15 protein-coding genes and 1 tRNA gene are annotated in these 14,701 nt (G+C 53.7%); 5 read left to right on the top strand and 11 right to left on the bottom strand.

The features are described from left to right. Window positions 1-75: 75 nt before the first annotated feature. Window positions 76-1,422, top strand: a complete 1,347-nt coding sequence (argG, locus tag SPG90_RS14970; protein ID WP_126303134.1) for an argininosuccinate synthase — start codon at window positions 76-78, stop codon at window positions 1,420-1,422. A 185-nt stretch (window positions 1,423-1,607) separates the two neighbouring features. Here argG and SPG90_RS14975 read toward each other — a convergent pair. The 6 genes from SPG90_RS14975 to rlmE form a co-directional block, all read right to left on the bottom strand. Further along, window positions 1,608-1,694, bottom strand: a tRNA-Leu gene (locus SPG90_RS14975). 9 nt (window positions 1,695-1,703) lie between these two features. Beyond that, complete coding sequence (gene secG / locus SPG90_RS14980; RefSeq protein ID WP_023309338.1) at window positions 1,704-2,036, bottom strand: preprotein translocase subunit SecG; 333 nt, start codon at window positions 2,034-2,036, stop codon at window positions 1,704-1,706. Between the two features lie 223 nt (window positions 2,037-2,259). Then, the gene (gene glmM, locus SPG90_RS14985) at window positions 2,260-3,597 is read right to left on the bottom strand and encodes a phosphoglucosamine mutase (protein ID WP_023309339.1); all 1,338 of its coding nucleotides are present in this window, start codon (window positions 3,595-3,597) and stop codon (window positions 2,260-2,262) included. Beyond that, complete coding sequence (gene folP / locus SPG90_RS14990; protein WP_023309340.1) at window positions 3,590-4,438, bottom strand: dihydropteroate synthase; 849 nt, start codon at window positions 4,436-4,438, stop codon at window positions 3,590-3,592. Before folP ends, glmM begins: the two co-directional genes overlap by 8 nt. 98 nt (window positions 4,439-4,536) lie before the next feature. Beyond that, window positions 4,537-6,471, bottom strand: coding sequence for an ATP-dependent zinc metalloprotease FtsH (gene ftsH / locus SPG90_RS14995; protein WP_029739626.1), 1,935 nt, complete (start codon window positions 6,469-6,471; stop codon window positions 4,537-4,539). Window positions 6,472-6,573: 102 nt separating this feature from the next. Then, on the bottom strand, window positions 6,574-7,200 hold the full coding sequence (rlmE, locus tag SPG90_RS15000) for a 23S rRNA (uridine(2552)-2'-O)-methyltransferase RlmE (protein ID WP_003861812.1): 627 nt from the start codon (window positions 7,198-7,200) through the stop codon (window positions 6,574-6,576). Window positions 7,201-7,327: 127 nt separating this feature from the next. Between rlmE and yhbY the strand changes: the two genes are divergently transcribed. Then, window positions 7,328-7,621, top strand: coding sequence for a ribosome assembly RNA-binding protein YhbY (gene yhbY / locus SPG90_RS15005; RefSeq protein ID WP_003861814.1), 294 nt, complete (start codon window positions 7,328-7,330; stop codon window positions 7,619-7,621). A 151-nt stretch (window positions 7,622-7,772) separates the two neighbouring features. Here the strand turns inward: yhbY and greA are convergent, their stop codons facing one another. Continuing rightward, a complete protein-coding gene (greA, locus tag SPG90_RS15010) occupies window positions 7,773-8,249 on the bottom strand; it encodes a transcription elongation factor GreA (protein WP_014171793.1) in 477 nt (158 codons plus the stop codon). A 228-nt stretch (window positions 8,250-8,477) separates the two neighbouring features. Between greA and dacB the strand changes: the two genes are divergently transcribed. Genes dacB through pmrB form a run of 3 tightly spaced genes read left to right on the top strand, consistent with a single transcriptional unit; the run spans window position 8,478 to window position 11,616 of the window. Continuing rightward, window positions 8,478-9,911, top strand: a complete 1,434-nt coding sequence (gene dacB / locus SPG90_RS15015; protein WP_045403530.1) for a serine-type D-Ala-D-Ala carboxypeptidase — start codon at window positions 8,478-8,480, stop codon at window positions 9,909-9,911. A 2-nt stretch (window positions 9,912-9,913) separates the two neighbouring features. Next, window positions 9,914-10,576, top strand: a complete 663-nt coding sequence (gene pmrA / locus SPG90_RS15020) for a two-component system response regulator PmrA (RefSeq protein WP_047173366.1) — start codon at window positions 9,914-9,916, stop codon at window positions 10,574-10,576. Then, window positions 10,573-11,616 (top strand): two-component system sensor histidine kinase PmrB, encoded by a 1,044-nt coding sequence (pmrB, locus tag SPG90_RS15025; RefSeq protein WP_045403533.1) that lies wholly within the window; start codon window positions 10,573-10,575, stop codon window positions 11,614-11,616. The genes pmrA and pmrB overlap by 4 nt, the downstream gene beginning before the upstream one ends. Before the next feature lie 34 nt (window positions 11,617-11,650). Here the strand turns inward: pmrB and cgtA are convergent, their stop codons facing one another. The 4 genes from cgtA to rplU form a co-directional block, all read right to left on the bottom strand. Beyond that, a complete protein-coding gene (gene cgtA, locus SPG90_RS15030) occupies window positions 11,651-12,826 on the bottom strand; it encodes an Obg family GTPase CgtA (protein WP_023333597.1) in 1,176 nt (391 codons plus the stop codon). A gap of 15 nt (window positions 12,827-12,841) precedes the next feature. Next, entirely contained in the window at window positions 12,842-13,807 is a 966-nt protein-coding gene (locus SPG90_RS15035; protein WP_047173365.1) for a DMT family transporter, read from the bottom strand. Between the two features lie 96 nt (window positions 13,808-13,903). Then, window positions 13,904-14,161, bottom strand: coding sequence for a 50S ribosomal protein L27 (gene rpmA / locus SPG90_RS15040; protein ID WP_004385076.1), 258 nt, complete (start codon window positions 14,159-14,161; stop codon window positions 13,904-13,906). Between the two features lie 19 nt (window positions 14,162-14,180). After that, on the bottom strand, window positions 14,181-14,492 hold the full coding sequence (rplU, locus tag SPG90_RS15045) for a 50S ribosomal protein L21 (protein WP_003025032.1): 312 nt from the start codon (window positions 14,490-14,492) through the stop codon (window positions 14,181-14,183). Window positions 14,493-14,701 lie beyond the last annotated feature (209 nt).

Raw genomic sequence — 14,701 nt, forward strand, 5'->3', positions numbered from 1 at the left:
TCACTTATTTTGCATAAAAATGCACAAGAGAGCGAAAGCGGTCTCTAATCAGTCAATCAAGCAGGGTTTTATTCTATGACGACTATTCTCAAGCATCTTCCGGTTGGACAACGTATTGGCATCGCTTTCTCAGGTGGCCTGGATACCAGCGCTGCACTACTGTGGATGCGCCAGAAGGGAGCGGTTCCGTACGCCTATACCGCGAACCTGGGTCAGCCGGATGAGGACGACTATGATGCCATTCCTCGTCGCGCTAAAGAGTATGGTGCAGAGAACGCGCGCCTGATTGACTGCCGTAAGCAACTGGTCGCTGAAGGTATCGCGGCTATTCAGTGCGGTGCGTTCCATAACACCACCGGCGGCCTGACCTATTTCAACACCACCCCGCTGGGCCGTGCGGTCACCGGCACCATGCTGGTTGCGGCGATGAAAGAAGACGGCGTCAACATCTGGGGTGACGGCAGTACCTATAAAGGCAACGATATTGAGCGTTTCTATCGTTATGGCCTGCTGACCAACGCCGAACTGCAGATCTACAAGCCGTGGCTGGATACCGACTTCATCGACGAGCTGGGTGGCCGTCATGAGATGTCCGAGTTTATGATCGCCTGCGGTTTCGACTATAAGATGTCTGTCGAGAAAGCTTACTCCACTGACTCCAACATGCTGGGTGCGACGCACGAAGCGAAAGACCTGGAATTCCTGAACTCAAGCGTGAAGATCGTTAACCCGATCATGGGCGTGAAGTTCTGGGACGAGAACGTGAAGATCCAGGCTGAAGAAGTGACCATACGTTTTGAACGCGGCCATCCGGTTGCGCTAAACGGTAAAACCTTCTCTGATGATGTTGAGCTGATGCTGGAAGCGAACCGTATTGGCGGTCGTCACGGTCTGGGTATGAGCGATCAGATTGAAAACCGCATCATCGAAGCGAAAAGCCGCGGCATCTATGAAGCCCCGGGAATGGCGATGCTGCACATCGCTTACGAGCGTTTGCTGACCGGCATTCACAACGAAGACACCATTGAGCAGTATCACTCTCATGGCCGTCAGCTGGGTAAACTGCTGTATCAGGGCCGCTGGTTCGATCCACAGGCGCTGATGCTGCGCGATGCGCTGCAGCGTTGGGTGGCAAGCGCAATCACCGGTGAAGTAACGCTGGAACTGCGTCGCGGTAACGACTACTCCATCCTGAACACCGTGTCTGACAACCTGACCTATAAAGCAGAGCGTCTGACCATGGAGAAAGGTGAATCCGTGTTCTCGCCGGACGATCGTATCGGTCAGCTGACTATGCGTAACCTGGACATCACCGATACCCGCGAGAAGCTGTTCAACTATGTTGAGAATGGCCTGCTCTCCGCGAATTCCGGTAACGGTCTGCCGCAGGTTGAAAACCTGGAGCACAGCGATAAGAAGTAATCGCTGATATAACGTGCAAAAGGCGTCCTATGGACGCCTTTTTTGTGGACTTTCGCAGGGCGGGTAAACGCAGCGTCACCCGTCATTTTGCCCGGTGGCGCTGCGCTTACCGGGCCTACAAAACCACACCTCAGAATATGCAGACGAAAAAAAAGACGCCTTTCGACGTCTTTCTTCTGGAATATTGGTACCGAGGATGGGACTCGAACCCACAAGCCCGTTAGGGCACTACCACCTCAAGGTAGCGTGTCTACCAATTCCACCACCTCGGTACAGAATACTTAGTGCGGGATATCGCTGGTCGGCTTAGCCGGTGCAGCTGGCTGAGTCTGCTCAGTTTTCGCTGGCGCGCTCAGATTTTCCCACTCGCTTCCTTTGCTGGTCTTGTTGCTGTTGATATTGCCAAGCACAAGGCTGATGATGAAGAACAGCGTAGCCAGAATCGCCGTTGTGCGGGTCATGAAGTTCGCAGAACCACTTGAACCGAACAGCGTACCGGAAGCGCCTGCTCCGAAGGAGGCTCCCATATCAGCGCCTTTACCTTGCTGCAGCATAATCAGCGCTACGAGAGCGATGGCTACAATAAGGAAAACAACTAAAAGAGCTTCGTACATAATCAACCTGTTCCTTGCGGATTTGCCGCATACCAATGCTTCGACCATTTAGCAGGATTTTTGTTTCCCACTGAAGCGGGTGTGAATACTAACCAAAGCGAATGACCTTCGCAAGGGCATTTTTGACGCATTGTATCAACTGCGGAAAAAAACAGCAAAAAGCCATTAATTGCTTAAAACAAAGGCGACAAAAGCCGCCTTTTTATACATTTAGCGTGCACAATTATGCAGCTTTCACAGCATCCGCAATACGGTGTGCAAATTCGGTTACCTGCGCTTCGTCTTCACCTTCCACCATCACGCGGATCAGCGGTTCAGTACCGGACTTACGCAGCAGCACGCGACCACGATTGCCCAGGGCCGCTTCAACGTCAGCCATCACCGCTTTGACGTTCTCGTTTTCCAGCGGATCGCCTTTACCGGCAGTGAAGCGTACGTTAACCAGGATCTGTGGGAACATTTTCATCCCGCTGCACAGATCGTGCAGGCTCATATGGTTGCGCGCCATCGCGGCAACCACCTGCAGCGCGGCCACGATACCGTCACCGGTGGTGGTTTTATCGAGCAGGATCACGTGACCCGAGTTTTCTGCGCCGATGCGCCAGCCCTTCTCCTGCAATTTTTCCAGCACATAGCGGTCACCCACTTTCGCGCGGACAAACGGAATACCGAGCTGTTTCAGCGCCAGTTCCAGGCCCATGTTACTCATCAGCGTACCCACCGCACCGCCGCGCAGCTGGCCCTGACGCAGGCCCTCACGGGCAATGATGTAGAGGATCTGATCGCCGTCGACCTTGTTACCTTCGTGGTCGACCATGATCACGCGGTCACCGTCGCCGTCCAGCGCAATGCCCAGGTCGGCTTTCTCTGCCAGAACACGCGCCTGCAGGGCACGAACGTCAGTTGCCCCCACCTGCTCGTTAATGTTCAGACCATCCGGCTCGCAGCCAATGGTGATGACTTTCGCACCCAGTTCGCGGAAGACATTCGGGGCGATGTGATAGGTCGCGCCATTAGCACAGTCCACCACAATTTTGAGGTGAGCCAGGCTCAGCTCATTCGGGAAGGTGCCTTTACAGAATTCGATATAACGGCCCGCCGCATCAACGATACGGTTCGCTTTACCCAGCTCTGCGGAATCAACGCAGGTGATCTCTTTTTCCATTTCGGCTTCAATGGCTTCTTCCACGTCATCCGGGAGCTTGGTGCCGTCAATGGAGAAGAATTTAATGCCGTTGTCGTAGAACGGGTTGTGAGAAGCTGAGATAACAATCCCCGCTTCCGCACGGAAGGTACGCGTCAGATACGCGACTGCAGGTGTCGGCATTGGGCCCGTAAAGGACGCGGACAGTCCAGCCGCCGCCAGACCCGCTTCCAGCGCTGACTCCAGCATATAGCCGGAAATACGGGTGTCTTTACCGATAATGATCTTACGGGAACCATGACGCGCCAGCACTTTGCCAGCAGCCCAGCCGAGCTTCAGGACAAAATCAGGGGTGATGGGAGCATCGCCTACACGCCCACGGATACCATCGGTACCAAAATACTTACGATTACTCATAGCGTTTGTTTTCCTTCGCTGCCAGTGTGGCTTCCACCACACGCATGGCTTCTACTGTTTCTTTGACGTCATGGACACGAATAATGTGCGCGCCCTGCATCGCCGCAATCACCGCGCAGGCCAGGCTGCCGCTCAGGCGTTCGCTCGGCCCCACGTTCAGCAACTGCCCAATCATCGACTTTCTCGACATCCCCACCAGCAGCGGCAGGTCAAAGTGATGGAATTCCGATAAGCGCGCGAGCAACGCATAATTGTGGGAGAGATTTTTACCGAAACCGAACCCCGGGTCGAGCAACAATTTCTCTTTTGGGATACCTGCACGTTCGCAGCGCGCAATATGTTCAATAAAGAAGCGATTCACGTCGGCAAAGACATCATCATACTTCGGTGCTTCCTGCATGGTTTTCGGCTGACCCTGCATATGCATCAGGCATACCGGTAACCCGGTCTCTGCCGCGGCCTCCAGTGCGCCAGGCTCGGTGAGTGAACGAATATCATTGATAATGTGAGCGCCCACTCTCGCCACTTCACGAATCACTTCGGGTTTAGAGGTATCAACGGAGATCCATACTTCAAACCGCTGCGCGATAGCTTCAACCACCGGCACCACGCGCGCCAGCTCTTCTTCCACAGACACGTCCGCCGCACCAGGACGCGTCGATTCGCCGCCCACGTCAATAATGGTGGCGCCCGCATTAATCATTAAATTCGCGTGCTTAACCGCCTCGATAAGCGTGTTATGCGTGCCGCCGTCTGAGAAAGAGTCAGGGGTAACATTCAGGATCCCCATCACATGGGGATGTGAAAGATCGAGATGCGAGTCCTGAGCGAATAATTTCATGGCGAAATCCCTGGTATCTATATCGTTAAACAGAAATGAAAAACCCCGGAGCAAGCTCCAGGGTTTGAGTTACAGACAAACGCTTCAACAGCAGTGGCTTACTTATCGCCCAACTGTTCTGACATGGTGTTGCCCGGGTTTGGCGTACGCGGTTCATCAACCGGACGCGGCGCACGCGGGGTGCCATTGTTGTCAGAATTATTGGAAGCGCCTGGGTCTTCCCAGCCCGCTGGCGGACGCACTTCACGGCGCGCCATCAGGTCGTCAATCTGCGGTGCATCGATGGTCTCATATTTCATGAGCGCATCTTTCATCGAATGCAGGATGTCCATATTGTCGGTCAGGATCTGGCGTGCACGTGCGTAGTTACGCTCTACCAGAGATTTTACTTCCTGATCGATGATACGTGCCGTCTCATCGGACATATGTTTCGCTTTAGCCACAGAACGGCCCAGGAATACTTCACCCTCTTCCTCTGCATACAGCAGCGGACCGAGTTTGTCGGAGAAGCCCCACTGCGTCACCATGTTACGCGCCAGGTTTGTCGCAACTTTAATGTCGTTGGACGCACCGGTAGAAACATGTTCCACACCGTAGATAATCTCTTCTGCCAGACGACCGCCGTACAGGGTCGAAATCTGGCTTTCCAGCTTCTGACGGCTGGCGCTGATCGCGTCTCCTTCAGGCAGGAAGAAGGTCACACCCAGCGCACGACCGCGCGGAATAATCGTCACTTTATGCACCGGATCGTGTTCCGGCACGAGGCGACCGATAATCGCGTGACCCGCTTCGTGGTATGCCGTGGACTCTTTCTGCGCTTCCGTCATCACCATAGAGCGACGTTCCGCACCCATCATGATTTTGTCTTTCGCTTTCTCGAACTCCACCATCGATACGACGCGCTTGTTACCGCGAGCGGCAAACAGAGCTGCTTCGTTGACCAGGTTCGCCAGGTCAGCACCGGAGAAGCCAGGAGTACCGCGCGCAATGATTGCCGCGTCGATATCTGGCGCCAGCGGTACGCGACGCATGTGAACTTTCAGAATCTGTTCACGGCCGCGAACGTCCGGCAGACCCACAACAACCTGACGGTCGAAACGGCCTGGACGCAGCAGCGCAGGGTCAAGTACGTCAGGACGGTTAGTCGCCGCGATAACGATGATACCTTCGTTACCTTCGAAGCCGTCCATCTCAACCAGCATCTGGTTCAGCGTCTGTTCACGTTCATCATGACCACCGCCCAGGCCTGCGCCACGCTGGCGGCCCACGGCGTCGATTTCATCGATGAAGATAATGCACGGTGCTGCCTTCTTGGCCTGCTCGAACATGTCACGCACACGAGATGCACCGACACCCACAAACATTTCGACGAAGTCAGAACCTGAAATAGTAAAGAACGGCACCTTCGCTTCACCTGCGATGGCTTTCGCCAGCAGGGTTTTACCGGTACCCGGAGGGCCAACCATCAGCACGCCTTTCGGGATCTTACCGCCCAGCTTCTGGAAACGGCTCGGTTCACGCAGGTATTCAACCAGTTCACCCACCTCTTCTTTCGCTTCGTCACAACCGGCGACGTCAGCGAAAGTAGTCTTGATCTGGTCTTCCGTCAGCATACGCGCCTTGCTCTTACCGAACGACATGGCACCTTTGCCACCGCCGCCCTGCATCTGGCGCATAAAGAAGATCCAGACGCCAATAAGAAGCAGCATCGGGAACCAGGAAATGAAGATAGAAGCCAGCAGGCTTGGTTCTTCTGGCGGCTCACCTACCACCTTGACGTTTTTGGTCAGAAGGTTATCAAGCAGCTTAGGATCGTTCACCGGGATGTAAGTCGTGTAACGGTTACTATCTTTCTTGGTAACGTTGATCTCACGTCCGTTGATACGCGCTTCGCGAACCTGGTCCTGATTGACCTCCTGCAGGAAGGTAGAATAATCCACCTTGCGGCCATTCGACTCGCTGGGCCCAAAGCTCTGGAATACTGACATCAGCACAACGGCAATGACCAGCCAGAGTATTAGGTTTTTCGCCATGTCACTCAAGGGATTAACCTCATATTACAACTGTGTTAAAAACAGCGTCAGGATACTCTATATCCAGTTTCATTCAAACTTTCGCCTGAAATCTACCGGTTATCATTTTCGCCCGGTCGCTACAATATACACTTCTCGGGAACGGGCCCGGGAAGAGTCCGGCTTACGAACTTTAACCTTCGCAAACAGGGAGCGAATTTCCTTAAGATACTCCTCGAAACCTTCGCCCTGAAACACCTTCACAACAAAACTACCACCAGGCGCTAGTACATCACGACACATTTCTAACGCTAGCTCCACCAGATACATGGCGCGGGGGATATCCACCGCCGGTGTTCCGCACATATTTGGTGCCATATCTGACATGACAACCTGGACCTTACTGTCACCTACACGATCAAGTAACGCTTTCAGCACTAATTCATCACGAAAGTCGCCCTGAAGGAAGTCGACACCGACGATGGGATCCATTGGTAAAAGATCGCACGCGATGATTCGGCCCGTTCCGCCGATCTGCGTTACCGCATACTGGGACCATCCGCCAGGTGCCGCACCGAGGTCAACAACCGTCATCCCCGGCTTAAAAAGTTTGTCACTTTGCTGTATTTCATCAAGTTTAAACCAGGCACGGGAACGCAACCCCTTTTTCTGTGCCTGTTGAACATATTTATCGCTAAAGTGTTCCTGAAGCCAGCGGCTGGAGCTGGCAGAACGCTTTTTACCTGTCATTTAACATTTCCGTCCTGGTTCATCGTTACCTGCCTGTGACGTAAATTTCTACGCAGCTATTTGGCGATATAAGGGAGATGGCGGTAGAATGAACCGTTTTCAATCCCAACGTAAGCAAAAATATACGATGAATCTGAGTACTAAACAAAAACAGCACCTTAAAGGTCTGGCACATCCGCTCAAGCCTGTAGTGATGCTTGGCAACAATGGTTTGACCGAAGGGGTGCTTGCCGAGATTGAACAAGCGCTGGAACACCACGAGCTGATCAAGGTGAAAATCGCCTCTGAAGACAGAGACACTAAAAACCTGATCGTGGAAGCCATCGTGCGCGAAACCGGCGCCTGTAATGTACAGGTCATCGGTAAAACGCTGGTGCTCTACCGCCCATCTAAAGAGCGTAAAATCTCGCTGCCACGCTAAGGATATCCTGAATCAAACACATTTTCTGTGTGAAACGAGGGATTTCTGTCAGCAGGCGAGCAAAATGCCATGCTCCTTGAGTTGATAAAAGGCCGCTATGCGGCCTTTTTCTTTTCTTTACAATGTATCAACATCTTAGTAGAGAAGCGAATTACAGGTATTCAACCTTGATAATTTCGTATTCCACTTCACCGCCAGGGGTGCGGATGGTGACAACATCGTCCTGCTCTTTGCCAATCAGGCCGCGAGCAATCGGAGAGTTCACTGAAATCAGGTTCTGTTTGAAGTCAGCTTCATCATCACCCACGATGCGATAGGTCTGCTCTTCGTCGTTGTCCAGGTTCAGCACGGTAACGGTAGAACCAAAGATCACACGCCCGTTGTTAGGCATTTTGGTGATATCGATAACCTGTGCATTGGACAGTTTTGCTTCGATATCTTTAATACGCCCTTCACAGAAGCCCTGCTGCTCACGCGCGGCGTGGTATTCAGCATTCTCTTTCAGGTCGCCATGCTCGCGCGCATCCGCGATAGCGGCGATGATTTCAGGGCGACGCACGGATTTCAGAAAATCCAGCTCTTCGCGCAGTTTTTCGGCACCACGTAAGGTCATCGGAATAGCTTGCATTTGTTATACCTCTTAAACATTCCTGTTGGGAGCAGTGTTCCCTGCTCCTGCCCCCCTAAGCGGGCAAGAAGCAAAAAGAAAACCGACCCGGGAGCAATGCCCCAGGTCAGCAGCAATTTTTCAGTTTGATACGCATTTTACCGCGAAGTTCACTATGGGTCATCGTTTACTTTGCAGTGCCATGCACCGTAGTATGACGGTTTGTTTTCGGGTTGTTAGCGCGAGATTATGCGATTTTCCAGATTTATCATCGGATTGACTACCAGTATAACGTTCACCGCCCAGGCCGCGAATGTTGATGAGTACATTAATCAGCTCCCCGCAGGCGCGAACCTCGCCCTGATGGTGCAGAAGGTTGGCGCACAGGCTCCCGAGATTGACTATCACAGTCAACAGATGGCGCTGCCTGCCAGTACCCAAAAGGTGATCACCGCCCTCGCCGCCCTGCTCCAGCTCGGCCCTGATTTCCGTTTTACGACCACACTCGAGACCAAAGGTAACGTCGAGGGTGGCGCACTGAAAGGCGATCTTATCGCCCGTTTTGGCGGCGATCCGACCTTTAAGCGCCAGGATATCCGCAATATGGTTGCGGTACTGAAAAAATCTGGCGTGCAGAAAATTGATGGCAATGTGCTGATCGACACATCCATCTTTGCCAGCCACGATAAAGCCCCAGGCTGGCCGTGGAACGACATGACACAATGTTTTAGCGCCCCGCCCGCCGCAGCAATCGTTGACCGTAACTGCTTCTCGGTTTCGCTTTACAGCGCGCCAAAGCCGGATGATTTAGCGTTTATCCGTATAGCGTCCTACTACCCGGTCACCATGTTCAGCCAGGTCCGCACGCTGGCGAAAGGCTCCCCGGATGCGCAATATTGTGAGCTGGACGTCGTGCCAGGGGATCTTAACCGCTTCACGCTTACCGGCTGCCTGACGCAGCGCGCCGATCCGCTGCCGCTGGCCTTTGCGATACAGGATGGTGCAAGCTATGCGGGTGCCATTTTGAAAGATGAACTGAAACAAGCGGGCATAACCTACACCGGCACGCTGCTTCGCCAGACGCAGGTCAACCAGCCCGGCACGGTCATCGCCAGCAAACAGTCTCCGCCGCTGCACGATTTACTGCGAATCATGCTGAAAAAGTCTGACAACATGATTGCCGACACCGTGTTCCGCATGATTGGCCACGCGCGTTTCGGCGTGCCGGGCACCTGGCGCGCGGGTTCAGACGCCGTTCGTCAGATCCTACGCCAGCAGGCCGGGATCGAGCTGGGCAATACCATCGCCGTCGATGGCTCCGGATTATCGCGTCATAATTTGATCTCGCCGGCCACGATGATGCAGGTGCTTCAGTACATTGCACAGCATGACACTGAGCTAAACTTTATTTCAATGCTGCCGCTGGCCGGGCATGACGGTTCGCTGCAGTATCGCGCCGGGCTTCACGCTGCCGGCGTGGATGGCAAAGTATCCGCTAAGACAGGCTCGCTGCAGGGGGTTTACAACCTTGCAGGCTTTATCACTACGGCCAGCGGACAACGCATGGCATTCGTGCAGTATCTTTCCGGCTATGCCGTCGAACCGGCCGACCAGCGCAATCGTCGTATTCCGCTTGTTCGCTTCGAAAGCAGGCTCTATAAGGACATCTACCAGAATAACTAGCGATGAAACTACTTATAGTTGAAGACGATCTGTTATTGCAGGAAGGGCTGGCGCTGGGGCTGGCCAATGAAGGCTATGCTCTCGACTGCGCTGGCACCGCAGCGGAGGCGGACTCTCTGATCCAGAGCGGGGAATACAGCCTGGTGATCCTCGATTTGGGCTTGCCAGATAAAGACGGCGCCACGCTGCTCAGTCAGTGGCGACGTCGCGGTATCGCCAACCCGGTATTGATCCTGACGGCACGCGATGCCATTGAGGATCGTATAACCGGCCTCGACGCAGGCGCAGATGATTACCTGGTGAAGCCTTTTGCGCTTGCGGAGCTGCAGGCGCGAGTGCGAGCGTTGATTCGCCGTTATCTGGGCCATAGTGATAACTTACTGACCGACGGCGATATTACGCTGAATTTGCAAACCCAGCAGGTACTGCGCCAGGATCAGGCCGTAGAGGTGACGCCAAAAGAGTTCGCCTTGCTTACGCGTCTGATCATGCGCAGCGGGCAAACGGTACACAGAGAAACGCTCCAGCAGGATATTTATTCCTGGCAGGACGATCCCGGCTCAAATACCCTTGAGGTCCACATCCATAACCTGCGGCGTAAACTCGGCAAAGACAGGATCAAAACCGTTCGCGGCGTCGGCTACCGTCTGGAGAGCCAGAAATGAACAGCATGCGTCGGCGTTTGATGGTGCTGCTGGCGGTGATTCTCCTGTTTTTCCAGCTGATAAGCGTTATCTGGCTATGGCATGAAAGCCGTGAGCAGATTGGTTTTCTGGTGAATGAAACGCTGTCGGCAAAAGCCCGCAATAACCATGTCGAAAAAGAGATCCGCGAGGCGATTGCTTCCCTTCTCGTACCTTCTTTGGTGATGGTCGGTTTCACACTCCTGTTTTCATTCTGGGCGGTCACCTGGATAACCCGACCGCTGAATAAACTGCGTGACAGCCTGGCTAACCGTTCGGCGGATAACTTAACTCCGCTTCCTATGTATTCCGACATGGAAGAAATAGGTGCGGTTACAACCTCCCTGAACCAGCTGCTCGCCCGGCTGGACAATACTATTCAGCAGGAGCGTCTCTTCACCGCTGACGCCGCACACGAGCTTCGAACGCCCCTTGCCGGTATCCGGCTTCATCTGGAGCTTATGGCGCAGTCAGGCGCACCACAGGCCGCGACGTTAATTAGCCGTATCGATCAGCTCATGCATACCGTTGAGCAGCTGCTGATGCTGGCCCGTGCCGGACAGGCAATGGCCAGCGGACACTACGAAACCGTGAGCTGGACTGAAAATATCATTGAACCTCTCGGCCTGGGCCATGAAGCCAAAGAGCATACGGTGATTTGGCCCGCTAAAAGCGCGCTCACGGTTCAGGGAGACGCCGTGCTCCTGCGTCTGATGCTGCGCAACCTGCTGGAGAATGCCGGGCGCTACAGCCCGGCAGGGACAACGATTACAGTGACATTAACCGGGGTCGACGGGGGAACGCAGATTAGCGTGATCGATCAGGGGCCCGGTATTGATGAAGCGCACCGACAGTCAATTACCGAGCCATTCCGCCGTCTTGACCAGCGCTACGGTGGCAGCGGTCTGGGCCTGAGTATCGTGCAGCGCATCGTGCAACTCCACCACGGCAGGTTGACGCTTGAGAATGGCTCTGAAGGTGGTTTGATCGCCAGCTGCTGGCTGCCCGCAACGCTGGAATAAAAAAAGCCCCCATAATGGGGGCTTTGGACAGATATTAGTGCTTGTAGATGAACTCGACGCCTTCTTCGTCGTCTTCATCCCAGTCATCGTCCCAGTCTTCATCATCTTCTTCCGCTTCCAGCTCTTCGAGCTGCTGACGGTGGTAGTCATCCCACATGAATTCGACTTTTTCAGGCTGCTTCGCTTCTTCCGCCTGAACAATGGGGTTCTCAATGATGAAGGTCATCACATCCCAGCACAGATCTTTCACGCCAACCTGGCTTGCCGCAGAGATCAGGTAGTATTTATCTTCCCAACCCATTGCTTCAGCAATCGCTTTCGCTTTCGCTTCCGCTTCGGCTTTGTCCATCAGGTCGATCTTGTTGAAGACCAGCCAGCGTGGTTTATTCGCCAGTTTTTCGCTGTATTTTTCCAGCTCACCGATGATAATGCGGGCGTTTTCAACCGGATCGGAACCGTCGATAGGATCGATATCGATAAGGTGCAGCAGCACGCGGCAACGCTCAAGGTGTTTCAGGAAGCGAATACCCAGACCCGCGCCTTCCGCAGCGCCTTCAATCAGACCCGGAATATCGGCAACCACAAAGCTCTTTTCATTATCCATACGGACAACGCCCAGGCTTGGTACCAGCGTGGTAAACGGATAGTCTGCCACTTTTGGCTTGGCCGCGGAGACGGCGCGAATGAACGTCGATTTACCGGCGTTTGGCATACCCAGCATGCCCACGTCTGCCAGAAGCATCAGCTCCAGCTGCAGGTCGCGCTTATCGCCCGGCGTACCCATCGTTTTCTGACGCGGCGTACGGTTAACGGAAGATTTGAAACGGCTGTTACCCAGACCGTGCCAGCCGCCTTTCGCCACCATCAGGCGCTGACCGTGTTTGGTCATGTCACCCATGGTTTCACCGGTACCCTGGTCAATCACGCGCGTACCGACCGGAACTTTAATGGTGACGTCTTTACCGCGTTTCCCGGTACAGTCACGGCTCTGGCCGTTTTGGCCACGTTCAGCGCGGAAGGATTTTTCGAAACGGTAGTCGATCAGCGTGTTGAGGTTCTCATCCGCCTCCAGCCACACGTCACCACCATCCCCGCCGTCGCCGCCGTCAGGACCGCCACGTGGGATATACTTTTCACGGCGGAAGCTCACGCAACCATTGCCGCCATCACCAGCCACGACCAGGATCGTCGCTTCATCAACAAACTTCATTTTACTCTCCGTAACTCATTCGCCTGAGCGGGGGACTACTACAACCGCTTCATTTTTGCGCCAACGTCCCCAAAGACGATGACCAATGGCGGAATACATCGCGCCCGCAACCACGACAAACGCACCGAGATAGCCCAACAGGTTGAGCATCGGTCTGACGAAGACATCGGGCCAGGCCATTGATAACAAATCTGAAAATAACAGCGTAAACAGCGGAGTAAGCGTAATTAACGCGCTCACCTGTGCTGCCTGCCAGCGCGCCATCGCTTCGGCCAGCGCGCCATAACCGACCAGCGTGTTCAGCCCACAAAAAATGAGGCACGCCAGTTGCCAGTCGCTAAGCTTGGAAATCACACCCGGCTTTGCTAATGGCAGCAATGCTATTGTACACAAAGTGTACAGTAAAAAGAGGATCTGCTGTGAGGCAAGACGACGCAATAACACCTTTTGTGCGACGCCATAGCTCACCCAGACCGTTGCTGCCCCCACACCAAAAATTACACCCCATGTGTAATCCGTCAGGCGGGTGAAAATCTCTATCAGACTGGTGTTGAAGAACATCACCAGACCGCACAGCAGCATGCTCGCCCCGATAATCTGCGTACCACGCATCTTTTCCTTGAGGATAAAGACGCTGGCGACCATCATGCCCACCGGTGAAAGCTGACCTATCACCTGCGACGCCGTGGGGCTGAGATATTGCAGGGAAGAGCTGAACAGGATGAAGTTACCGAACAGACCGCCCGTCGCGATAGCCAGCAATACCAGCCAGCGCGGTTTGCGGAAAAGCCGCAAGGGTGGAAGCTTACCTTTGATAGCCAGAATGGCCCCGAGGCCGATGCTTGCCATCAGAAAGCGATAAAAGACCACCGTAGGCGGCTCCATCACTTCCAGAACCTGCTTCATTGCAATTGGCAGCGCACCCCAGCACATTGCGGTAGTGAGCGCCAAAAGAATACCAATGCCGGCCTGCTGCTTCATGCCCGTTTTCCCTACAGAAAAAATTACCGGGTTTCCAATGTAAAAAGCCCCGCAACAGGTTGCGGGGCTTTAATCCGTTACCGGACCGAGAAAACCTTACTCAGCAACGATGCTGATGTATTTACGGTTGTTCGGGCCTTTAACTTCAAATTTCACTTTACCGTCTGCTTTAGCAAACAGAGTGTGGTCACGACCGCAACCTACGTTGTTGCCAGCGTGGAATTTGGTACCACGTTGACGAACGATGATGCTACCCGCCAGAACGGATTCGCCACCGAAACGCTTAACGCCAAGACGTTTAGCTTCTGAATCGCGACCGTTACGTGTGGAGCCGCCAGCCTTTTTATGTGCCATTTAAATCTCTCCTCAGGTCTTAGGCGCTGATGCCAGTAATTTTCACATCAGTGAACCACTGACGGTGGCCCTGCTGCTTACGGTAGTGCTTACGACGACGAAACTTAACGATTTTAACTTTCTCGCCACGACCGTGTGCAACAACTTCAGCTTTGATAACGCCGCCATCAACGAAAGGAACGCCGATTTTGACTTCTTCACCGTTTGCGATCATCAGAACTTCTGCGAACTCAACAGATTCGCCAGTTGCGATGTCCAGCTTTTCCAGGCGAACGGTCTGACCTTCGCTTACTCGGTGTTGTTTACCACCACTTTGGAAAACCGCGTACATATAAACTCCGCTTCCGCGCACGTCCTCGTATGAATCAGAGTGCGCTATAAATATTCACAATAGGGCGCGAATATTACGCAAAACGCGAGCCTTTGACAAGTGCTACCGTCAATACATGAAGAAAAAAAACACAACACGTACGGTAACGTTTATCTGTGCCGTTTTTTCAGTACAATCAGCACTACTATTGATAAACCGAAACCCTTCGT

Source organism: Enterobacter sp. D2 (assembly GCF_034427575.1).
Lineage (GTDB): Bacteria > Pseudomonadota > Gammaproteobacteria > Enterobacterales > Enterobacteriaceae > Enterobacter > Enterobacter cloacae_M.

Coding starts and splice junctions, on each gene's coding strand:
- pmrB (WP_045403533.1), top strand. CDS start 10,573: ATGAACAGCATGCGTCGGCGTTTGATGGTGCTGCTGGCGGTGATTCTC.
- rpmA (WP_004385076.1), bottom strand. CDS start 14,161: ATGGCACATAAAAAGGCTGGCGGCTCCACACGTAACGGTCGCGATTCA.
- secG (WP_023309338.1), bottom strand. CDS start 2,036: ATGTACGAAGCTCTTTTAGTTGTTTTCCTTATTGTAGCCATCGCTCTC.
- dacB (WP_045403530.1), top strand. CDS start 8,478: ATGCGATTTTCCAGATTTATCATCGGATTGACTACCAGTATAACGTTC.
- yhbY (WP_003861814.1), top strand. CDS start 7,328: ATGAATCTGAGTACTAAACAAAAACAGCACCTTAAAGGTCTGGCACAT.
- greA (WP_014171793.1), bottom strand. CDS start 8,249: ATGCAAGCTATTCCGATGACCTTACGTGGTGCCGAAAAACTGCGCGAA.
- pmrA (WP_047173366.1), top strand. CDS start 9,914: ATGAAACTACTTATAGTTGAAGACGATCTGTTATTGCAGGAAGGGCTG.
- cgtA (WP_023333597.1), bottom strand. CDS start 12,826: ATGAAGTTTGTTGATGAAGCGACGATCCTGGTCGTGGCTGGTGATGGC.
- ftsH (WP_029739626.1), bottom strand. CDS start 6,471: ATGGCGAAAAACCTAATACTCTGGCTGGTCATTGCCGTTGTGCTGATG.
- rlmE (WP_003861812.1), bottom strand. CDS start 7,200: ATGACAGGTAAAAAGCGTTCTGCCAGCTCCAGCCGCTGGCTTCAGGAA.
- argG (WP_126303134.1), top strand. CDS start 76: ATGACGACTATTCTCAAGCATCTTCCGGTTGGACAACGTATTGGCATC.
- rplU (WP_003025032.1), bottom strand. CDS start 14,492: ATGTACGCGGTTTTCCAAAGTGGTGGTAAACAACACCGAGTAAGCGAA.
- folP (WP_023309340.1), bottom strand. CDS start 4,438: ATGAAATTATTCGCTCAGGACTCGCATCTCGATCTTTCACATCCCCAT.
- SPG90_RS15035 (WP_047173365.1), bottom strand. CDS start 13,807: ATGAAGCAGCAGGCCGGCATTGGTATTCTTTTGGCGCTCACTACCGCA.
- glmM (WP_023309339.1), bottom strand. CDS start 3,597: ATGAGTAATCGTAAGTATTTTGGTACCGATGGTATCCGTGGGCGTGTA.